The following is a 19,739-nucleotide window of genomic DNA, read 5'->3' as shown; positions in this document are numbered from 1 at the left end:
CTTACGAAATAAGGAAGTCAGAAATCAGCCTGGGCCGCGAAGGGCAGGGGACCAGGCTGGCGCTTTCAGGAAATACGGGTCTTGCCGTTGACAGCCGTGTCAGGTGTTTCAGCTATAACAGGTGCGGCGCTTGGCAGGTGGCGGGCAATCAGCCCGCGATAGGCTGCGGCGCCGAGGCATGCGCCGACAATCGGGGCGAAAATCGGCACCAGGAAATAAGGAATGTCGCGGCCACCAGTGAAGGCCATTTCACCCCAACCGGCGAAAAAGGTCATCAGCTTGGGTCCGAAATCCCGTGCCGGATTCATCGCAAAGCCGGTCAGCGGGCCCATGGCGCTACCAATCACGGCGATCAGCAAGCCGATCAGCAGCGGGGCCAGCGGGCCGCGTGGCAGGCCGTTGTTGTCATCGGTAAGGGCCATGATCACGCCCATCAGGATCGCGGTGATGACCATTTCCACCAGGAATGCCTGGGCGGTGCTCAGGAGTGCATGGGGATAGGTGGAGAACACGGATGCCAGTTCCAGGCTGGCCTGGGAGCCGCGGACCATATGGTGGGTTTGTTCGTAATCGAAAAACAGGTTGCTATAAAGCGTATATACCAAGGCGGCGGAGCAGAAGGCGCCGGCGATCTGGGCAAGAATATAGAAGGGCAGTTTGCGCTTTTCAAAATCGGCAAAAATGCACAGGGCGATACTGACCGCCGGGTTGAGGTGAGCCCCGGAAATACCGGCACTCAGGTAGATCGCCATGCTCACGCCGATCCCCCAGATAATACTGATTTCCCAGAGGCCGAAGCTCGCACCCGCGACCTTGAGCGCGGCGACACATCCTGTACCGAAGAAGATCAGCAGCGCGGTCCCCAGGAATTCGGCCATGCATTGGCTCGAAAGTGAAGGCTGTTGAAGAGCAGTTGTCATGGAAAACCTCGATTGTTGTTCTTGTCTGGCGCACTGCCTCAGCGGGCGGTTGCGCGATTTTCACCGTGACAAGGATCCCCATCCTGGGTCGCGGCTTACTGCTGGAGTACTGAGGAGTATTCCTACAGTATTCGGAAACGAAAAAATATAGACAAGAATGACCGCTGTCAAAGGTCGAAAGTGAACCGCCAGTCACTTTCTAACTATTGGTCTGGTGAATGATCTCGTTGGTTAGGTTTGGCCTGTGCGCCAGCAGCGCTTGAACTAGAGCGTTTTGCCTGCGCTTGGCCTAGAATTGGGCACCTGTTTTCCCTGCCCGGAGACTCCATGACGCCCGCATTGGATTTGTTGAAAAAAGTTCGCGCCGAACATCGCATCCATAGTTATGAACATGATCCGAAGGCAGCTTCGTATGGCCTGGAGGCCGCGGAAAAATTGGGCCTCGACCCCGCGCAGGTGTTCAAGACGCTGCTGGCGAGCAGTGAGAAAGGCGAATTGTTGGTGGCGGTGGTGCCGGTCGTCGGAAGTCTTGATTTGAAAGCGCTGGCTCATGCGGCGGGCGTGAAAAAAGTCGAAATGGCCGATCCGGCGGCGGCTCAGCGTTCCACCGGTTACCTGTTGGGCGGCATCAGCCCACTGGGACAAAAGAAGCGCCTGCGTACGTTTATCGACGAAACGGCGCAACCCTTTGCAACGATTTTTGTGAGTGCGGGACGGCGGGGGCTGGAGGTGGAGTTACCCGCAGCAGTGCTGGCTGAACATACCCAGGCCAAATTCGCGCCGATTGGCCGGGCCTGACTTTCAGCCCTGTTACAATCCAAATGTGGGAGGGCGCTTGCCCCCTCCCACATGTTTAACCCGGCTTCCTCAGGAAGCTGCTTACGCCTGGAACAGCACCAGATGCTCGGCAGCCACTCGAATCCCCACATCCGTCCCCATCTGTTGATCAACATGGCTGGGGAAAATCGATTCCAGCTGTGCACCCGTTGGCAGTTGCAACCGGTACAAGGTCGAGGCTCCCTGGAACGTCTTGCCGACGATCCGAGCTTTCAATGCGCTGTCCGGCGCGTAGACGATATCATCCGGGCGCAGCAAAACATCCACCGCGCCGCCGATGGCCCAGGTATAGGCGCGATTACCACGCAGGTCACCCAGCTCGGTGCTCACTGACTCGGGCGAGTTCAATTGACCCCGGATGAAATAGCCCTGGCCGATAAAACTGGCGACATAGGGCGTCTGCGGTTCGTGATAAAGGTTGTAGGGCGTATCCCACTGTTCAAGGCGACCTTCCTTGAACACGCCGACATGGTCACTGACGGCGAACGCTTCTTCCTGGTCATGGGTGACGAGGATCGCACTGGTGCCCCGCGCCTTGAGGATATCGCGCACTTCGTGGCTGAGCTTGCGGCGCAGTTCGCCATCCAGGTTGGAAAAAGGTTCGTCCAGCAGCAACAATTGTGGCTCCGGCGCCAAGGCGCGGGCGAGGGCGACACGTTGCTGCTGGCCGCCGGAAAGCTCGTGGGGGAACCGCTTTCCCAGATCCTTCAGATTCACCAGTTCCAGCAACTCGGCAACTACGCGATCCTTTTGCGGATGTTTGCGAATACCGAAGCCGATGTTATCGGCCACGCTCAGGTGCGGGAACAGAGCGTAGTCCTGGAACACCATGCCGATACGACGTTTCTCGGGTGCCAGGGTGAAACCGGCGCTGGAGATGACTTCACCCGCCAGGCTGATTTCGCCTTCGTGTATCGGCTCAAAGCCGGCAATGGCGCGCAAGGTGGTGGTCTTGCCGCACCCCGAGGAACCGAGCAGGCAACCGATGTCGCCGGCATTGAGGTGCAGGTTGAGGTTCTGCACCACCCGTTGATCTTGATAGCCGCATGCCAGATTGCGCAGGTTCAGCAGGAGTGGCTGGCTCATGCGTGGTGGTACGACGGTTCGACGAGAAATTCCAGCAGGGCTTTTTGCGCATGCAGGCGGTTCTCGGCCTGGTCCCAAGCCACCGAACGTGGGTCGTCGAGCAGGTCGAGGCTGATTTCTTCGCCACGGTGGGCAGGCAGGCAATGCATGAACAGCACGTCGGGCGCGGCCGTATCGAGCAGGGCACGGGTCACCTGGAACGGCGCGAACAGGGCCAGGCGCTTTGCCGTTTCGTCTTCCTGGCCCATGGAGGTCCAGACGTCGGTGCTGACCAGGTGGGCGCCGACTACGGCATCCTTGGGGTCGCGTAGCAATTGCACACGGCCATCGGCCTTGGCCATGAACTCGGTGCTCGGCTCGTAGCCTTCAGGGCAGGCGATACGCAGGTGGAAGTCGAACTGGATCGCCGCTTCTATATAGCTGTTGCACATGTTGTTGCCGTCGCCGATCCAGGCCACGGTCTTGCCCTGGATCGAGCCCCGGTGTTCGAGGAAGGTTTGCATGTCGGCCAGCAACTGGCAGGGGTGCAGGTCATCGGACAGGCCATTGATCACTGGCACGCGGGAGTTGGCGGCAAATTCAGTCAGGTTGCTGTGGGCGAAGGTACGGATCATCACCGCGTCGAGCATGCGTGACATGACCCTGGCGCAATCGCTGATCGGCTCACCGCGGCCCAGTTGGGTATCACGCGGTGACAGGAAAATCGCCTGGCCGCCCAGCTGGATCATGCCAGCTTCGAACGACAGGCGTGTACGCGTCGAGGATTTCTCGAAAATCATCCCGAGTACGCGGTTTTTCAAAGGCTCAAACAGTACGCCGCGGTTACGCAGGTCTTTAAGCTCAATGCCTCGACGGATCACGCTGACCAGCTCTTCGGGCGTGCAATCCATCAGGGAGAGAAAGTGCCTTGCGCTCATCATTAACTACCTTTTTGCAACAGACCGCAGATACTCAAAGCCTTGTTTATTGTGACAACGGGCGAGACCTGCGGCGGAAGCCGCACGGGGCGACGAAATAGGGGAAGGCGCGATATTGACATTAAATGTCGCGTCTTACCAATAGGGCTACGGTTTTTAGGGGTGTTCAAGCAGGGCGCTGACGCGCGTTTGAAGACGATTTCCTGACAGCAGCGGGTCATTTGTACACTGGCGCCGAGGCCTTTTGCAATGCGCCGAGGCGGGCCCAAGCCAGGTAGCGTCGGTTTTAGCCAATGGGTGGAGGATTTCTGAAACATTTACTCATGCTTAGCCATGCCTTGGCCTATGCCCACCGATTCACAGCACGAAGGTTGCTGGCGCGCTGGCAGCTCGCCGCCCATAGTTAAGCCAAAGCCCCTATAAAAGAGACTGGCCATGACCAAGACTCTCCATCACCGTGCCTGCCACCTGTGCGAAGCCATCTGCGGCCTGACCCTGGAAACCACCCAGGCTGACGATGGCAGCCTGGCGATTACCTCGATCAAGGGCGACCCCCTGGACAGTTTCAGTCGCGGGCACATCTGCCCCAAGGCCGTGGCCCTGCAGGATATCCAGAACGACCCGGACCGCCTGCACCAGCCGATGCTGCGGGTCGGCAGCGAATGGCAGCCGATCGCATGGGATGAAGCGTTTGCCATGGTGGCCGAACGGCTGGCAAGCATCCAGGCCCGGCACGGGCAGAACGCCGTGGCGGTGTATCAGGGCAACCCCAGCGTGCACAACTATGGGTTGATGACCCACAGCAACTACTTTCTCGGGCTATTGAAAACGCGCAATCGCTTTTCCGCCACCTCGGTCGACCAACTGCCCCATCACCTCACCAGCCACCTCATGTACGGCCATGGCCTGTTGCTGCCCATTCCGGACATCGACCATACCGACTTCATGTTGATTCTCGGCGGCAACCCGCTGGCCTCCAACGGCAGCATAATGACCGTGCCGGACGTGGAAAAACGCCTCAAGGCCATCCAGGCGCGTGGCGGCAAAGTGGTGGTGGTCGACCCTCGGCGCAGCGAGACAGCCGCCATCGCCGACCAGCACTTGTTCGTACGCCCCGGAGGCGACGCGGCGCTGTTGTTCGGGCTGCTCAACACCTTGTTCGCTGAGGGGCTGACCCGCGACAGCCATTTGCCAGTTGAAGGGCTGGAAGACGTGCGCCGAGCAATTGTCGGCTTCAGCGCCGAGGCAATGAGTCGCCAGTGTGCGGTGCCTGCCGAGCAGATTCGGCAGTTGGCCCGCGATTTCGCTGGCGCTGACAAAGCCGTTTGCTACGGCCGAATGGGCGTCTCGACCCAGGCGTTCGGCACCCTGTGTCACTGGTTGGTGCAGTTGATCAACCTGGTAACTGGCAATCTCGACCGCGTGGGCGGTGCGCTGTGCACCAGCCCGGCGGTCGACCTGGTGGCCTCGACTGGTGGCGGCCATTTCAATCGCTGGCAGAGCCGTGTGTCCGGGCGCCCGGAATACGGTGGAGAGTTGCCGGTGTCGGCCCTGGCCGAGGAAATGCTCACCGAAGGCGAAGGACAGATCCGCGCGCTGGTGACAGTGGCCGGCAATCCGGTGCTGTCGACGCCCAACGGTCGCCAGTTGGAGCAGGCGCTGGATGGATTGGAGTTCATGGTCAGCGTCGATCTCTATATCAACGAGACCACGCGTTATGCCGACCTGATCCTGCCGTCCACCTCTGCATTGGAAAACGATCACTACGACACCACCTTCAATATGTTCGCGGTGCGCAATGTCACCCGCTTCAACCGTGCGATCCTGCCCAAGCCCGAGGGGGCGCTGCATGACTGGGAGATCTTTGTCGGCTTGGCCAAGGCATTCGCGGCGCAGACCGGCGTAGCGCTCAAGCCAACCCTGCCTCCGGCACAGATGATCGATTTCGGGCTGCGCGCAGGCGCCTACGGTGATGCATCCAGTCATAAGCTATCGGTGGCGATGTTGGCCGATCATCCCCATGGTGTGGACCTGGGGCCGCTCAAGGCCAATCTCGCAGCGCGTTTGAAGACTGTCGATGGCAAGGTCCAGGCGGCACCGGCTGTGATCCTCGCTGACCTGGCGCGCTTCGAGGCGCAGCCGGTGCCGGTGGCCGACGAGCTGCTGCTGATCGGCCGGCGTCATGTGCGCAGTAACAATTCCTGGATGCATAATTACCATCGGCTGGTGAAGGGCAAGCCACGCCATCAATTGCTGATGCATCCTGACGACCTCGCCAGGCGACAGCTCAATGACGGTCAACGGGTGCGGGTGAGTTCGCGCATCGGCATGATCGAAGTGGACGTGTTGGCCAGCCTGGACATGATGCCGGGCGTGGTCAGCCTGCCTCATGGCTGGGGGCATGGCCGCCCGGGCGTACAAATGAGCATCGCCAGTGCTCAGCCCGGGGCGAGTGCCAATGACTTGACCGACGAGCGGCAGTTGGACGAGTTGTCGGGTAACGCCGCGCTTAATGGCGTGCCGGTGCAAGTGGCAGCGGCGTGAGGTGCCCGAGCACCGCGCTGGGATTTTGCGTTACAATGCGCCACCGTGCCGACCTGTGAGTCGCAAAGTTCCAGCCGAGGTGTTCCATGGATATCATCGAAACGATCAAAGACCAGATTGCCAACAACACCATTCTGCTCTACATGAAGGGCGCGCCTAACGCTCCTCAGTGCGGTTTTTCCGCAAAAGCCTCCCAGGCCATCATGGCGTGTGGTGAGAAGTTCGCCTACGTGGATATCCTGCAGAATCCGGAAATTCGCGCCAACCTGCCTAAATACGCCAACTGGCCGACTTTCCCGCAACTGTGGGTAGCCGGTGAGCTGGTTGGCGGCAGCGACATCATCACTGAAATGGCAGCCGATGGTTCGCTGCAAGCGCTGATCAAAGACGCAGCGGAAAAAGCGGCAGCCAAGACTGAAGCTTGATTGACCGGCAATAAAAAGCCCCGCTTCTCAATACGAGAGCGGGGCTTTTTTGTACGCTAGGAGTTATTCACCCATCTGCGATTGCAGGTAGTTCTCCAGGCTGACCTTGTCGATCAGGCCCAGCTGGGTTTCAAGCCAGTCGATATGCTCTTCCTGGTCTTCCAGGATGTCTTCCAGCAGTTCACGGCTGCCGAAGTCGCCCTTGGTTTCGCAATGGGCGATGGCGGCCTTGAGGTCGCTATGGCTCTTGCGCTCAAAGCCCAGGTCGCTGCTGAGCATTTCCTGGGTATGCTCGCCGATGTTCAGCTTGCCCAGGTCCTGCACGTTCGGCAGGCCTTCCAGGAACAGGATGCGCTTGATCAGCGCGTCGGCGTCCTTCATGGCCTTGATCGATTCTTTGTATTCGCGCTTGCCAAGCTTTTCCAGGCCCCAATCGTCGTACATGCGCGCATGCAGAAAGTACTGATTGATCGCGACCAGTTCATTGGCAAGGATTTTGTTGAGTTGCTGGATGACTGAGATGTCGCCTTTCATGACTGGGGTCCTGCCCTGTAATAGCTGTGTATAGGGCAGAGTCTGAGCGGTGGAAATCCTAGTGTCAAACCTAAGTTATTGAATAATAAATGAAAATTAATCGGAATAAGAATGTTTGTGTTCCGCGTCTTGGTGCTAACTAATTGAATTACAGGCATAAAAAAACCGGACACTAGGTCCGGTTCTTTAAAACAGCCTTTTCAGGCGTGTGTAAATTCTGTCGAGTAGGGGAGCGCGGCCTGGGCTGTTTGCAGCTGCGTCAGGGTTTCCCGTACCACTTGCTTGGCGAGGCACGCACATTTACCACACTGACTGGCAACGCCGGTGGTTTCACGCACTTCTTTGTAGCTGCAGCAACCTTCGTAGATTGCTTCGCGGATTTGTCCGTCGGTGACGCCAGTGCAGAGGCAGACATACATAAGGGAGAACCGTCGCGGGTTTAAGGCTTAAGTGCGATGGATCTTAATGTTAACGAGAATGATTGTCAAAGTAGTTTCATCAACGATCTGCCGCGCATTGCCCATGCGCTGACGAACGGTTTTTTCAGTGTATGATGGACGGTCTTCACGAAGCGTGATTGCGTCATGTTTCTGTCGGATTCTACAGGCAGACTCGACCGGTCCTTTTGCTTCAATCGTCATCCCATATCAGGAGATATCCAATGAGCGTACTCGTCGGTAAACAAGCCCCGGATTTCGACGTCCCAGCCGTCCTCGGCAATGGCGAAATCGTTGATAGCTTCAAACTGTCCGAAGCCATCAAAGGCAAATACGGCCTGGTCTTCTTCTACCCGCTGGACTTCACCTTCGTCTGCCCTTCGGAGCTGATCGCCCTGGACCACCGCATGGACGACTTCAAGGCGCGTAATGTAGAAGTAGTGGCTGTTTCCATCGACTCCCACTTCACCCACAACGCTTGGCGCAACACTGCCATCAATGATGGCGGCATCGGCAAAGTCAAATACACCATGGCTGCCGACATGAAGCATGACATCGCCAAGGCCTACGACGTTGAATCCGAAGGCGGCGTGGCCTTCCGTGGCGCGTTCCTGATCGACGACAAGGGCGTCGTTCGCTCGCAGATCATCAACGACCTGCCGCTGGGTCGTAACATGGAAGAGCTCATTCGCCTGGTCGACGCCCTGCAATTCCACGAAGAGCACGGTGAAGTCTGCCCTGCCAACTGGAAAAAAGGCGACAAGGGCATGAACGCTTCGCCAGAAGGTGTTGCTGCTTACCTGACCGAGAACGCTGGCAAGCTGTAAGCGCCCGTTTCACGGCACAAAAAAACCGGCCTGAGAGGGCCGGTTTTTTTATGTGCGGGGTTCAACTTCAATCGCTGAAGTCTTCCCAGCCGCCCATCTGCTTCCAGCGATTGACGATGCCGCAGAACAGCTCGGCAGTCTTCTCGGTATCGTAGCGGGCCGAGTGAGCCTCACGGCCGTCGAAGTCGATACCGGCCGCCTGACAGGCTTTGGCCAACACGGTCTGGCCATACGCCAGACCGGCAAGGGTGGCGGTGTCGAAGCTGGAGAACGGGTGAAACGGATTGCGCTTCATGTCCAGTCGCGCCACGGCGGCATTCAGGAAGCCCAGGTCGAAACTGCTGTTGTGGCCCACCAGGATCGCGCGTTTGCAGCCATTGGCCTTCAGCGCTTTGCGCACACCGCGGAAGATATCGGTCAGCGCCGCTTCTTCGCTCACCGCCATGCGCAGCGGATGGTCGAGCTTGATGCCGGTGAACTCCAGGGCTGCCGCTTCGATATTGGCGCCTTCGAATGGCTCGACGCGGAAGAAGTGGGTATGTTCCGGGAACACAAAACCGTGTTCATCCATGCCGATAGTGGTAGCGGCGATTTCCAGCAAGGCGTCGGTGGCGCAATTGAAACCACCGGTTTCTACGTCGATGACAACCGGCAGATAGCCGCGAAATCGCTCGGCCATCGGGTGACGGGAACCGCCACCACTGTGCTCTTGTTCGTCGTCGTAATGGTCTTCACTCACTTGCTTTCCTCCAGCAGGCGCCAGCGCAGTGTTTCACCGGCGCGCAGCGGGATAACAGTCAGCTCGCCGAATGGCAGGCTGGCAGGGGCGGTCCAGTCTTCACGAACCAGGGTGATGCGGTCGGTATTTGCCGGCAGGCCGTAGAAACGCGGGCCATTGAGGCTGGCGAAGCCCTCGAGTTTGTCCAGGGCATTGCGCTGTTCAAACGCTTCGGCATACAGCTCTATAGCGGCGAACGCCGTGTAGCAACCGGCGCAACCGCAGGCGGCTTCCTTGGCGTGCTGGGCATGGGGCGCGGAGTCGGTGCCGAGGAAGAACTTCGGGTTGCCGCTGGTGGCGGCGTCCAGCAACGCCACCTGGTGGGTGTTGCGCTTGAGGATCGGCAGGCAGTAGAAGTGCGGCCGAATCCCGCCCACCAGCATGTGGTTGCGGTTGTAGAGCAGGTGATGGGCGGTGATGGTCGCGCCCACATTGGCCGAAGCCTCGGTGACGAACTGCACGGCATCGGCCGTGGTGATGTGCTCGAACACCACCTTCAGGGTCGGGAACAGCTCGACCACGCGACGCATGTGCTCGTCGATGAAGACCTTCTCGCGATCAAAAACGTCCACGTCGCCACGGGTGACTTCCCCGTGGATCAGCAGCGGCATGCCCACCTCGGCCATGGCTTCGATGGCTGGCAGGATCTTGTCGATGCTGGTCACGCCGGAATCGGAGTTGGTGGTCGCGCCGGCCGGGTACAGCTTGGCGGCGTGCACGAAGCCGCGGGCCTTGGCCTCACGAATTTCTTCAGGCTGGGTGCGGTCGGTCAGGTAGAGCACCATCAACGGTTCGAAGCGGCTGCCGGCCGGTCGTGCAGCGAGGATGCGCTGGCGATAGGCGTCGGCTTCTGCGGCATTGCGCACCGGAGGTACCAGGTTAGGCATGATGATGGCACGGCCAAACGTGCGCGCCACATCGGCCACGGTTTGGGGTAACGCAGCACCATCGCGAAGATGAATATGCCAGTCGTCGGGACGCAGCAGGGTCAGGCGGTCGGACATTGGGGATTCCAGGCGGGTCAATCTGGTGGGAATGCTACCGGAAAAGACTCTTGCAGGCACTCGCTATCAAGTTTTGCCGGATGCGACCGATATTCCCGGGTATGCCTTAACGATGTATGACGCTTTGAAGTGTTGTAGAAACCAGTGGAGCCTTCCCGTGCGCCAGCATTATCTAGCCCTGCTCAGTGTGTTCGCCAGCCTGCCTGCGATGGCCCTCACGTTCCAGACCCGCCTGGAGAATATTGAGTGGAAGGTAGAAGGTGACCAGTTCGAGTGCCGCCTGACCCAGCCGATCACCGATTTCGGCTCCGGCGAATTCGTGCGCCGCGCCGGTGAGCAGGCGACGTTTCGCTTGAAGGCCTATAACGGCTCGTTCGGCGCAGGTTCGGCGACTTTGTTGGCTGCTGCTGCGCCCTGGCAGCCGGGCCGAGGGGATATCAACCTCGGCGCCGTACGGGTCGGCAGTGGTGACGTATTGTTCAACAGCTCCCAAGCCCAGGCCGGGCGTCTGTTCACCGGCTTGCTCGAGGGGCGTAGCCCGACCGTGCGGCATTACGGACGTGAGGGTGGTTATTCGGAAATTCGCCTGCTGCCGGTGAAGTTCAACAAGGCCTACAGCGACTATCAGTTGTGCACCACCAAGCTGCTGCCAATGAATTATGACCAGGTCAAACAGACTGAAGTCGGCTTCCCCGGTGGCGGCATCGAACTGGACGCGGCTGCCAAGAAGAAGCTGTCGGTGATTCTTGCATTCATGAAAGCCGACCCCACGGTCAATCACGTCGAGTTGAACGGCCATTCGGATAACAGTGGCAACCGACTGACCAATCGCGATGTCTCGCGCCGGCGCGCCCTGGCGGTGATGGACTATTTCAAGGCCAACGGCATCGCGGAATCGCAGATCACCCTGCGGTTTCATGGCGAAAGCTATCCTTTGGCGCCCAACACCAATGCGGCCAACCGCGCCCGCAACCGTCGTGTGAATATCCAGCTTGAGCGGGTAGCGGCCCCCGAGAAACCGGCATCCCAGGCCACTGCGCCGAGCAATCCTGCCGCCACATCATAAGGTGCGACCATCGGTCGCCCACTCGACATAATCTGTCGCTTTATCTTCATTTGCTGTCGCGCCCCTGTAATTTCACGGTTTTGATCGGTAGAATCGACGCCTTTCCGTACAAACCCGTGGAGTGATGGCATGGCCGACGTAAACAAGGTCGTTCTCGCGTATTCCGGCGGCCTGGACACTTCGGTGATCCTCAAGTGGCTGCAGGATACTTATAACTGTGAAGTGGTGACCTTCACCGCTGACCTGGGTCAGGGCGAAGAGGTCGAACCTGCACGTGCCAAGGCGCAAGCCATGGGCGTGAAAGAGATCTACATTGACGACCTGCGCGAAGAGTTCGTCCGCGATTTCGTCTTCCCGATGTTTCGCGCCAACACTGTCTACGAAGGCGAGTACCTGCTGGGTACCTCCATCGCACGTCCGCTGATCGCCAAGCGCCTGATCGAAATCGCCAACGAAACCGGCGCCGACGCTATTTCCCATGGCGCCACCGGCAAGGGCAACGACCAGGTACGTTTCGAACTGGGTGCCTACGCCCTCAAGCCAGGGGTAAAAGTGATTGCCCCTTGGCGTGAATGGGACCTGCTGTCCCGTGAAAAGCTGATGGACTACGCTGAAAAGCACGGCATTCCGATCGAACGCCATGGCAAGAAGAAGTCGCCGTACTCGATGGATGCCAACCTGCTGCACATCTCTTATGAAGGCGGCGTGCTGGAAGACACCTGGACCGAGCACGAAGAAGACATGTGGAAATGGACCGTCTCCCCGGAGAACGCTCCTGACAAGCCGCAGTACCTGGAACTGACCTATCGTAACGGCGATATCGTTGCGCTGGACGGCGTTGAAATGACCCCGGCCACCGTACTGGCGACCTTGAACCGGATCGGCGGCCAGCACGGCATCGGGCGCCTGGACATCGTTGAGAACCGCTACGTAGGCATGAAGTCCCGTGGCTGCTACGAAACCCCTGGCGGCACCATCATGCTGCGCGCCCACCGCGCCATCGAGTCCATCACCCTGGACCGTGAAGTAGCCCACCTCAAAGACGAACTGATGCCCAAGTACGCCAGCTTGATCTACACCGGCTACTGGTGGAGCCCTGAGCGCCTGATGCTGCAACAGATGATCGACGCTTCCCAGGCTCACGTGAATGGCGTCGTGCGCCTGAAGCTGTACAAGGGCAATGTGATTGTCACGGGCCGCAAGTCCGATGAGTCGCTGTTCGATTCCAACATTGCCACCTTCGAAGAAGACGGCGGGGCCTACAACCAGGCGGATGCGGCCGGGTTTATCAAGTTGAACGCACTGCGTATGCGTATTGCTGCTAACAAGGGCCGCTCGTTGTTCTAACTGTCAGGCGCATTGTGAAAATGGCCCCTTGTTCAAGGGGCCATTTTTTTTCGCCTGGGTATTGGTAGGCAAGCGTTAAATAGGTGTTGATGTTTATTTGCGTTTAGCCTGTGTAAGTTTTTCCGCAACTTGCAAGAGGTATTTCGGTTGTTGTCTTTTATTTTTTAGGATGAATGATTTTTTACATCTGCGGAGGAACTATTTCTGACAGAAAATTCACTCATGTAAGTGATGGAGGTATGCGACTTGTTGAATTTTCTGTAGGAATTTTGAGTGTGTGTAAATATGTTAAATGGAACTAACGTAAATGGAATGTGCTCGCCACTTTGCGTGCGTCATCGCGAGAAACAAGGGGCATTTCCTGAAAGTCATGTGCGGCGCGTTTACCTTCTGCAGCTTATGCCGGGGATATTTCACTCAAAATATGTATGTGTCGAGAAAGGTCTGAAAGGAAGCATAAAGCCACACACCTCTAAGTTGGCGATTTTTTGTAGGTTAATTCCTATCTTCTTGTGGGGTGGGTCTCTGCCTACTGTTGCTCGGGGGTGAATGCTATGCCAACTAGCAATCGACTAGGCTATTGTGCTTGCTCTAAATAATTCGAACAGCGAAATTGGACTTTCTCATGAATAAAGTGCTGATCGTGGATGATCATCCCGTCATTCGTCTTGCTGTGCGCATGCTAATGGAGCGTCATGGTTATGAGGTCGTTGCCGAGACTGATAACGGTGTCGATGCATTGCAACTTGCACGGGAACATATGCCGGACATTGTCATACTGGATATAGGAATTCCCAAGCTCGATGGCCTGGAAGTTATTTGTCGGCTGGCTTCGACCAAGCAGGCGGTATCGTTCAAGGTGCTGGTGCTGACGTCACAAGCTCCTGGCCATTTTTCCATGCGCTGCATGCAGGCAGGGGCGGCCGGCTATGTGTGCAAGCAGCAGGATCTGACAGAACTGTTGAGTGCCATCAAGGCGGTGCTTTCCGGCTACAGCTACTTCCCGAACCAGGCGCTGAACTCGGTGCGCTCAACCATGGGCAACGCCAGTGAAGCCGATATGGTCGAACGCCTTTCAGGCCGAGAGATGATGGTGCTGCAACAATTGGCCCGTGGTAAAACCAACAAGGAGATTGCCGACGGCATGTTCCTCAGCAACAAAACGGTCAGTACCTACAAGACTCGCCTGCTACTCAAGCTCAATGCCCGCTCCCTCGTGGACCTGATCGAACTGGCCCAGCGCAACGGCCTGGTCTAGGCGGGCATTGCACCGCTCGTACACCCGTGTAACCGGCAGAAAAAAGCCTCCGTCAGGGAGGCTTCCGGTCGTTGACGCATCGATCAGAAATCGAAGTCGTAATCGGCCAGCTGTTTTTGCAAGCGTCGCTCTTCCAGAAGATTGTCGATAGTGCGGCGTTTGCTCAAATTGGTCTTGGCCACCTCTGCCACAGGTGCCTCTACCACATCATCGTCCGACTCAACGAGGTCGTCTTCTACTTCCAGTTGTTCTTTGCCAGTGCTCATAAGGTTAACTCCAGGCTAAGACTGCCGTTGGGGCTCCTTATAGCGATAAACCGCGAGTGGGTAAAAAAGATTTTTTCAATCGACTGATCAAGAAACCTAATGATCGCTCAATCGTCGGACGTCTTGTCCTTGTATTCACACAGGTCTTCGATACGACAGCTGCCGCAGCGTGGCTTGCGAGCCTGGCAAACGTAGCGCCCGTGCAGGATCAGCCAGTGGTGGGAGTCGAGCAGATACGGCTTGGGTACGAACTTCATCAGTTGCTTTTCCACCTCGACCACATTCTTCCCGCGTGCAATACCGGTTCGGTTACTGACGCGGAAAATGTGCGTGTCCACCGCCATGGTCAGTTGCCGGAATGCCGTATTGAGCACGACGTTAGCCGTCTTACGCCCCACGCCCGGCAAGGCCTCAAGGGCTTCCCGCGTTTGTGGTACCTCGCCTGCGTGCAGTTCCATTAGCAGGCGGCATGTCTCGATCACGTTCTTGGCTTTGCTGTTGTACAGGCCAATGGTCTTGATGTATTCGGACAAGCCTTCCACGCCGAGGGCATAAATCGCTGCGGGGGTATTCGCTACCGGGTACAACTTGGCGGTCGCCTTGTTGACGCCCACGTCGGTGGACTGAGCCGACAGGATCACCGCAATCAATAATTCGAACGGCGAGGAGTAGGCCAGCTCGGTTTTGGGTTCCGGATTGTCTTCGTGAAACCTGCGGAAAATTTCCAGGCGTTTTGCGGCGTTCATGGGCAGAGCGATTCCTTGCGGGTGGTCTACGTCATTTGAAAAAAGAGCCCAGGCCTTAAACCCGGCACGTATCAATGTGGTGGCGGCCATGTCGCGTAGCAAGCCCCCCGACTCATTATGGGCTCGGTCTATGGGCTTGCAGCTGACGCTCTGCCTCGTCCAGCCTTCGCTGCGCGGCGTTCAATTCATCCACAGATGGGGCCGGTTGACGTTGTAATTTGCTGACATCAGCGCGAGCGTAGGCCAACGCGGTTTTCAACTGACGCAGTTGGCTGTCGATAGGGCGTTTTTCCACGCGCTGCAAAGACGGTCGCGGCTGCTCGGAGGCTGCTTCGGCTTCATGCAGGTTGTGCTCGGCGGCAGTCAACGCGGCACTCAATGTGGCCAGTTGCTGGTTGTCAGCACGCTGCTCCCGCGCCTTTTTCAATTCCGCACGACGCATGGCCAGTTGGATCTTGGCACGCTTGAGTGCTGGGTCCTTGGGTATTGCTGTCGCTGGCGGGCTGTCCACCTCAAGCATGGCCAGCACCTGCTCCGCAGCTTCGAATTGCCGTTGCAGGACGATCAGTTGCGACTGCTGCTCAAAAGTCGGTGGATGGCCAAACGCTTTCAAGGATTTGTACAACTGGGCGCGGCTCATCGCGACGGTGATCCTGGCTTTCTTGATCGCAGCATCCTGAACAACCTGATGGTTATCTACAGGTATTGTGTCCATCGGTGCCGAGCGCTCGGAACGTGCCAGGCGTTCAGCGAGCTTGTGTTCTTCTTCCCGTTGCAGGCGCGCATTGCGTTGTTCATAACGCCTGCGTGCCCGATCACGCTTGAGGCTACGTTCATGGCGCTCGAGATCGTTGGTCGCCAGGCCACCCACTATGGGGACGACACTGACCAGTGGGCGCAGCTCAATGCAGTCGACAGGGCAGGGGGCGACGCACAGATCGCAACCGGTGCACTCGTCGATTATCACCGTATGCATCAATTTGGCGGCGCCAACGATGGCATCCACTGGGCAAGCCTGGATGCATTTGGTACAACCGATGCATTCGGCTTCGCGGATATAGGCAATCTGCGCCGGTGCTTCGCCGCGGCTGATATCCAGGTCCAGCACCGGTACGCGTAGCAAGTACGCAAGCCCAGTGATGGTTTCTTGCCCACCCGGCGGGCACTTGTTGATTGCCTCGCCTTTAGCGATACCCTCGGCGTAAGGCTTGCAGCCCGGGTGCCCGCACTTGCCGCATTGAGTCTGCGGTAGCAGCGCGTCGATACGTTGAATGAGGTTCATGCTTTGATCATAGCGTTGACGCCCGGCCCTGTGAGGTGGGCAAGCTGAAAAGCCCCGTCGTTGAAACGGGGCATTTTGCTGGACTTACTTGATACGTTGACCCGGCTTGGCGCCGCTGTCCGGGCTCAGCAGGTAGATTTCCTCGCCTCCGGGGCCAGCTGCCATCACCATGCCTTCGGAAATGCCAAACTTCATTTTCCGTGGCTTGAGGTTGGCAATCATCATGGTCAGGCGACCATCGAGCTTGGACGGGTCCGGATAAGCGCTCTTGATCCCGGAGAACACGTTGCGCTGTTCGTCACCGATGTCCAGCGTCAGGCGCAGCAGCTTGTCGGCACCTTCCACGGCTTCGGCCTTGATAATCAGCGCCACGCGCAGGTCCACGGCGGCAAAGGCGTCGAAATCGATTTCCGGGGAAATCGGGTCCTTGGCCAGTTCGCCATTGCCCGCAGGTGAGGATTGCCCGGTATCGGTCTGGCTGGCAATCAGGTCTTCTTTCGAAGCGTCGGTCATGGCCTGGACTTTCACCGGGTCGATACGGGTCATCAGCGGCTTGAACGCGTTCAACTGATGGTTGCTGAGCCACGTGGCGTGGTCGGCCCAGGTCAAGGGAGCCACATTGAGGAACGCCTCGGCGTCGGCGGCCAGCAATGGCAGGACCGGCTTGAGGAAGATCACCAACTGGCGGAACAGGTTGATGCCGGTGGAGCAGATCGCCTGGACTTCAGCTTCTTTGCCTTCCTGCTTGTTCAGCGACCAGGGCGCTTTGTCGGCAATCCAGGCGTTGGCACGGTCGGCCAGGCCCATGATCTCGCGCATGGCGCGGGCAAAGTCGCGGGCTTCATAGGCGTCGGCAATGCTTGGCGCGGCCGCCAGGAAGGCTTCAGTCAGTTCCGGCGCAGCGTTTTCCGCCACCATTACACCGGCGTTGCCCTTGTGGATAAACCCGGCGCAACGGCTGGCGATGTTGACGACTTTGCCGACCAGGTCCGAGTTGACCTTTTGTACGAAATCTTCCAGGTTCAGGTCCAGGTCGTCGACGCCACGGCCCAGCTTGGAGGCGTAGTAATAGCGCAGGTATTCCGGCGACAGGTGATCCAGGTAGGTGCGCGCCTTGATGAAGGTGCCGCGAGACTTGGACATCTTCTGGCCGTTGACCGTCAGATAGCCATGCACAGCGATGCCGGTTGGCTTGCGGTAGCCCGAGCCTTCAAGCATCGCTGGCCAGAACAGCGCGTGGAAGTTGACGATGTCCTTGCCGATGAAGTGGTACAGCTCGGCGGTGGAGTCCTTGGCCCAGAACGCGTCGAAGTCCAGCTCCGGCGTGCGGTCGCACAGATTCTTGAAGCTGGCCATGTAGCCGATCGGCGCATCCAGCCACACATAGAAGTATTTGCCCGGCTCGTCCGGGATCTCGAAACCGAAGTAAGGCGCATCGCGGGAGATGTCCCACTGTTGCAGGCCAGCATCCAGCCACTCGGCGATCTTGTTGGCCACCGCGTCCTGCAGGGTGCCGCTGCGGGTCCAGGTTTGCAGCATCTGCTGGAAATCCGGGAGCTTGAAGAAGAAGTGCTGGGAATCCTTGAGCACCGGGGTGGCACCTGAAATGGCCGATTTCGGATTCTTCAGGTCAGTCGGCGCGTAGGTGGCACCGCACTTTTCGCAGTTGTCGCCGTACTGGTCTTCGGTGCCGCATTTCGGGCAGGTGCCCTTGATGAAGCGGTCGGCCAGGAACATTTTCTTGTCCGGGTCGAAATACTGGGTGATCGAGCGCGTGGCAATGTGCCCGGCGTCACGCAGGCGCTTGTAGATCTGGCTCGACAGCTCGCGGTTTTCTTCGGAATGGGTCGAGTGGAAGTTGTCGAAGTCCACCAGGAACTCGGCAAAGTCGGCGCTGTGTTCAGCCTGCACGTTGGCGATCAGTTGTTCCGGGGTGATGCCTTCCTTTTCGGCGCGCAACATGATGGCCGAACCGTGGGCGTCGTCCGCGCAGACATAAATGCATTGATTGCCGCGATGCTTCTGGAAGCGCACCCACATATCGGTCTGGATGTACTCAAGCATATGGCCAAGATGGATGGAACCATTGGCATAGGGCAGGGCGCTGGTGACGAGGATCTTGCGTGGCTCGGACATGGGGCTCGGCTACTTGATGAAACGGAGGTCGGCCACTATAAAGCGCCGGGAAATTTATTTCACCCCGTGAGGCTGTTTCAGAATTTTCGGCGCCTCAGAAAGCATGCCGTTCGCCGGCCGGAACGGTTAGGATAGCCGCCTGTTTCAGTCAGTCTTTTTTCGGGAGTAGCCCATGAGCGCCGTCAATCGCGCAGCGGTGGAAGCCGTTCTTCGCCAATACACCGACCCTTATTTGAACCAGGACCCGGTCAGTGCCGGTTGCGTACGTGCCATCGAGGTCCAGGGTGACCAGGTGTCGGTACAACTGGAGCTGGGCTATGCCGCCGGCCTGTTCAAGAGCGGCTGGGCGCAGATGTTGCAAATGGGCATCGAGGGCCTGGATGGCGTGGCTTCGGCCAAGGTCGACATCCGGTGTGTGATCGCGCCGCACAAGGCTCAGGCGCAGATCCCGGGCCTGGCCAACGTCAAGAACGTGGTGGCGGTGGCCTCCGGCAAGGGGGGCGTGGGTAAATCCACCACCGCGGCCAACCTGGCCCTGGCCCTGGCCCGGGAAGGTGCACGGGTGGGTATTCTCGACGCCGATATCTACGGGCCGAGCCAGGGCGTGATGTTCGGTATCGCCGAAGGCACGCGGCCGAAGGTCAAGGACCAGAAATGGTTTGTACCCATCGAGTCGCTGGGCGTGGAAGTGATGTCCATGGCCTTTCTCACCGATGACAATACACCGATGGTCTGGCGGGGGCCGATGGTCTCCGGTGCGTTGCTGCAACTGGTCACGCAGACGGCCTGGGGCGACCTCGACTACCTGGTAATCGACATGCCGCCAGGCACTGGCGACATCCAGCTCACCCTGGCGCAGAAAGTCCCGGTGGCGGGGGCGGTGATCGTTACCACCCCTCAGGACCTGGCGCTGCTGGACGCCAGGAAAGGCGTGGAGATGTTCCGCAAGGTCAATATTCCGGTGCTGGGCGTCGTGGAAAACATGGCGGTACACATCTGCTCCAACTGTGGTCATGCCGAGCATCTGTTTGGTGAGGGCGGGGGTGAGAAGCTCGCGACACAATACGGCGTCGAACTGCTCGCCTCGTTGCCACTGTCGATGGATATCCGCGAACAGGCCGATGGCGGTAAACCCACTGTTGCGGCCGAACCCGATGGGCAGGTTGCGATGATCTATCAGGAACTGGCCCGTCATGTGGGGGCGCGCATCGTGTTGCAGGAAGCAGCTGCCCCGGCGATGCCGACCATTACGGTCAGCGACGACTGATCCAGTCGACGGACAAAAGCCTCGACGTGGTCGGGGCTTTTTTTGGCCCGCTCACAGGTCAA

Annotated in this window: 19 protein-coding genes; 8 read left to right on the top strand and 11 right to left on the bottom strand. The window is 58.4% G+C overall.

Features of this window, described 5'->3' with window-relative positions; translation table 11 throughout:
* Window positions 1-65: 65 nt before the first annotated feature.
* Complete coding sequence (locus BLU48_RS19595; protein WP_057021815.1) at window positions 66-920, bottom strand: MIP/aquaporin family protein; 855 nt, start codon at window positions 918-920, stop codon at window positions 66-68.
* A gap of 327 nt (window positions 921-1,247) precedes the next feature.
* Here BLU48_RS19595 and ybaK point away from each other — a divergent pair, with 327 nt between their 5' ends.
* Window positions 1,248-1,718, top strand: coding sequence for a Cys-tRNA(Pro) deacylase (gene ybaK / locus BLU48_RS19590; RefSeq protein WP_057021816.1), 471 nt, complete (start codon window positions 1,248-1,250; stop codon window positions 1,716-1,718).
* An 81-nt stretch (window positions 1,719-1,799) separates the two neighbouring features.
* Here the strand turns inward: ybaK and BLU48_RS19585 are convergent, their stop codons facing one another.
* Complete coding sequence (locus tag BLU48_RS19585) at window positions 1,800-2,843, bottom strand: ABC transporter ATP-binding protein (RefSeq protein WP_057021817.1); 1,044 nt, start codon at window positions 2,841-2,843, stop codon at window positions 1,800-1,802.
* On the bottom strand, window positions 2,840-3,760 hold the full coding sequence (argF, locus tag BLU48_RS19580) for an ornithine carbamoyltransferase (RefSeq protein ID WP_057021818.1): 921 nt from the start codon (window positions 3,758-3,760) through the stop codon (window positions 2,840-2,842). Before argF ends, BLU48_RS19585 begins: the two co-directional genes overlap by 4 nt.
* Before the next feature lie 435 nt (window positions 3,761-4,195).
* Here argF and BLU48_RS19570 point away from each other — a divergent pair, with 435 nt between their 5' ends.
* Both BLU48_RS19570 and grxD read left to right on the top strand, forming a co-directional pair.
* Entirely contained in the window at window positions 4,196-6,304 is a 2,109-nt protein-coding gene (locus BLU48_RS19570; protein ID WP_046071153.1) for a molybdopterin oxidoreductase family protein, read from the top strand.
* A gap of 86 nt (window positions 6,305-6,390) precedes the next feature.
* A complete protein-coding gene (gene grxD / locus BLU48_RS19565) occupies window positions 6,391-6,729 on the top strand; it encodes a Grx4 family monothiol glutaredoxin (protein WP_005785264.1) in 339 nt (112 codons plus the stop codon).
* Window positions 6,730-6,792: 63 nt separating this feature from the next.
* Here grxD and bfr read toward each other — a convergent pair whose 3' ends face one another.
* Both bfr and BLU48_RS19555 read right to left on the bottom strand, forming a co-directional pair.
* Entirely contained in the window at window positions 6,793-7,263 is a 471-nt protein-coding gene (bfr, locus tag BLU48_RS19560) for a bacterioferritin (RefSeq protein WP_043048827.1), read from the bottom strand.
* Between the two features lie 200 nt (window positions 7,264-7,463).
* Window positions 7,464-7,682 carry a bacterioferritin-associated ferredoxin gene (locus BLU48_RS19555; RefSeq protein ID WP_017526354.1) on the bottom strand — a complete coding sequence of 73 codons (219 nt, stop codon included), beginning with the start codon at window positions 7,680-7,682 and terminating at the stop codon, window positions 7,464-7,466.
* A 242-nt stretch (window positions 7,683-7,924) separates the two neighbouring features.
* On the opposite strand from BLU48_RS19555, the gene BLU48_RS19550 reads away from it, so the two are divergent.
* Window positions 7,925-8,527, top strand: coding sequence for a peroxiredoxin (locus BLU48_RS19550; protein ID WP_003172097.1), 603 nt, complete (start codon window positions 7,925-7,927; stop codon window positions 8,525-8,527).
* Between the two features lie 67 nt (window positions 8,528-8,594).
* Here the strand turns inward: BLU48_RS19550 and rnt are convergent, their stop codons facing one another.
* Together rnt and pyrC are read right to left on the bottom strand one after the other, a co-directional pair.
* Window positions 8,595-9,266, bottom strand: a complete 672-nt coding sequence (rnt, locus tag BLU48_RS19545; protein WP_046071155.1) for a ribonuclease T — start codon at window positions 9,264-9,266, stop codon at window positions 8,595-8,597.
* Window positions 9,263-10,309, bottom strand: coding sequence for a dihydroorotase (gene pyrC / locus BLU48_RS19540; protein ID WP_057021819.1), 1,047 nt, complete (start codon window positions 10,307-10,309; stop codon window positions 9,263-9,265). The genes rnt and pyrC overlap by 4 nt, the downstream gene beginning before the upstream one ends.
* A gap of 157 nt (window positions 10,310-10,466) precedes the next feature.
* Between pyrC and BLU48_RS19535 the strand changes: the two genes are divergently transcribed.
* The 3 genes from BLU48_RS19535 to BLU48_RS19525 all read left to right on the top strand — a co-directional run bounded on the left by BLU48_RS19535 (window position 10,467) and on the right by BLU48_RS19525 (window position 13,980).
* On the top strand, window positions 10,467-11,375 hold the full coding sequence (locus BLU48_RS19535; protein ID WP_057021820.1) for a flagellar protein MotY: 909 nt from the start codon (window positions 10,467-10,469) through the stop codon (window positions 11,373-11,375).
* A 129-nt stretch (window positions 11,376-11,504) separates the two neighbouring features.
* Window positions 11,505-12,722 carry an argininosuccinate synthase gene (locus tag BLU48_RS19530; protein ID WP_034118348.1) on the top strand — a complete coding sequence of 406 codons (1,218 nt, stop codon included), beginning with the start codon at window positions 11,505-11,507 and terminating at the stop codon, window positions 12,720-12,722.
* A gap of 625 nt (window positions 12,723-13,347) precedes the next feature.
* Window positions 13,348-13,980 (top strand): response regulator transcription factor, encoded by a 633-nt coding sequence (locus BLU48_RS19525; protein ID WP_003188986.1) that lies wholly within the window; start codon window positions 13,348-13,350, stop codon window positions 13,978-13,980.
* Between the two features lie 83 nt (window positions 13,981-14,063).
* Here BLU48_RS19525 and BLU48_RS19520 read toward each other — a convergent pair whose 3' ends face one another.
* The 4 genes from BLU48_RS19520 to metG form a co-directional block, all read right to left on the bottom strand.
* The gene (locus tag BLU48_RS19520) at window positions 14,064-14,246 is read right to left on the bottom strand and encodes a PA3496 family putative envelope integrity protein (protein ID WP_057021821.1); all 183 of its coding nucleotides are present in this window, start codon (window positions 14,244-14,246) and stop codon (window positions 14,064-14,066) included.
* Between the two features lie 107 nt (window positions 14,247-14,353).
* Window positions 14,354-14,992: an endonuclease III gene (gene nth / locus BLU48_RS19515; RefSeq protein ID WP_046071159.1), complete on the bottom strand. Its 639-nt coding sequence runs from the start codon at window positions 14,990-14,992 to the stop codon at window positions 14,354-14,356.
* Window positions 14,993-15,107: 115 nt separating this feature from the next.
* The gene (rsxB, locus tag BLU48_RS19510; RefSeq protein WP_057021822.1) at window positions 15,108-16,274 is read right to left on the bottom strand and encodes an electron transport complex subunit RsxB; all 1,167 of its coding nucleotides are present in this window, start codon (window positions 16,272-16,274) and stop codon (window positions 15,108-15,110) included.
* A gap of 84 nt (window positions 16,275-16,358) precedes the next feature.
* Window positions 16,359-18,410 (bottom strand): methionine--tRNA ligase, encoded by a 2,052-nt coding sequence (gene metG, locus BLU48_RS19505; protein WP_057021823.1) that lies wholly within the window; start codon window positions 18,408-18,410, stop codon window positions 16,359-16,361.
* Window positions 18,411-18,582: 172 nt separating this feature from the next.
* On the opposite strand from metG, the gene apbC reads away from it, so the two are divergent.
* A complete protein-coding gene (gene apbC, locus BLU48_RS19500) occupies window positions 18,583-19,677 on the top strand; it encodes an iron-sulfur cluster carrier protein ApbC (protein ID WP_057021824.1) in 1,095 nt (364 codons plus the stop codon).
* Window positions 19,678-19,739: the final 62 nt, after the last annotated feature.

The sequence above is a fragment of the Pseudomonas synxantha genome (assembly GCF_900105675.1).
Lineage (GTDB): Bacteria > Pseudomonadota > Gammaproteobacteria > Pseudomonadales > Pseudomonadaceae > Aquipseudomonas > Aquipseudomonas synxantha.
The sequence above is the reverse complement of the archived record's forward strand: the minus strand, read 5'-3'. Positions and strand labels throughout refer to the sequence as shown.

What these genes read in the sequence shown, in the direction of transcription:
- BLU48_RS19595 (WP_057021815.1), bottom strand. Translation starts at nt 920, where the DNA reads ATGACAACTGCTCTTCAACAGCCTTCACTTTCGAGCCAATGCATGGCC.
- ybaK (WP_057021816.1), top strand. Translation starts at nt 1,248, where the DNA reads ATGACGCCCGCATTGGATTTGTTGAAAAAAGTTCGCGCCGAACATCGC.
- BLU48_RS19585 (WP_057021817.1), bottom strand. Translation starts at nt 2,843, where the DNA reads ATGAGCCAGCCACTCCTGCTGAACCTGCGCAATCTGGCATGCGGCTAT.
- argF (WP_057021818.1), bottom strand. Translation starts at nt 3,760, where the DNA reads ATGAGCGCAAGGCACTTTCTCTCCCTGATGGATTGCACGCCCGAAGAG.
- BLU48_RS19570 (WP_046071153.1), top strand. Translation starts at nt 4,196, where the DNA reads ATGACCAAGACTCTCCATCACCGTGCCTGCCACCTGTGCGAAGCCATC.
- grxD (WP_005785264.1), top strand. Translation starts at nt 6,391, where the DNA reads ATGGATATCATCGAAACGATCAAAGACCAGATTGCCAACAACACCATT.
- bfr (WP_043048827.1), bottom strand. Translation starts at nt 7,263, where the DNA reads ATGAAAGGCGACATCTCAGTCATCCAGCAACTCAACAAAATCCTTGCC.
- BLU48_RS19555 (WP_017526354.1), bottom strand. Translation starts at nt 7,682, where the DNA reads ATGTATGTCTGCCTCTGCACTGGCGTCACCGACGGACAAATCCGCGAA.
- BLU48_RS19550 (WP_003172097.1), top strand. Translation starts at nt 7,925, where the DNA reads ATGAGCGTACTCGTCGGTAAACAAGCCCCGGATTTCGACGTCCCAGCC.
- pyrC (WP_057021819.1), bottom strand. Translation starts at nt 10,309, where the DNA reads ATGTCCGACCGCCTGACCCTGCTGCGTCCCGACGACTGGCATATTCAT.
- BLU48_RS19530 (WP_034118348.1), top strand. Translation starts at nt 11,505, where the DNA reads ATGGCCGACGTAAACAAGGTCGTTCTCGCGTATTCCGGCGGCCTGGAC.
- BLU48_RS19525 (WP_003188986.1), top strand. Translation starts at nt 13,348, where the DNA reads ATGAATAAAGTGCTGATCGTGGATGATCATCCCGTCATTCGTCTTGCT.
- BLU48_RS19520 (WP_057021821.1), bottom strand. Translation starts at nt 14,246, where the DNA reads ATGAGCACTGGCAAAGAACAACTGGAAGTAGAAGACGACCTCGTTGAG.
- nth (WP_046071159.1), bottom strand. Translation starts at nt 14,992, where the DNA reads ATGAACGCCGCAAAACGCCTGGAAATTTTCCGCAGGTTTCACGAAGAC.
- rsxB (WP_057021822.1), bottom strand. Translation starts at nt 16,274, where the DNA reads ATGAACCTCATTCAACGTATCGACGCGCTGCTACCGCAGACTCAATGC.
- metG (WP_057021823.1), bottom strand. Translation starts at nt 18,410, where the DNA reads ATGTCCGAGCCACGCAAGATCCTCGTCACCAGCGCCCTGCCCTATGCC.
- apbC (WP_057021824.1), top strand. Translation starts at nt 18,583, where the DNA reads ATGAGCGCCGTCAATCGCGCAGCGGTGGAAGCCGTTCTTCGCCAATAC.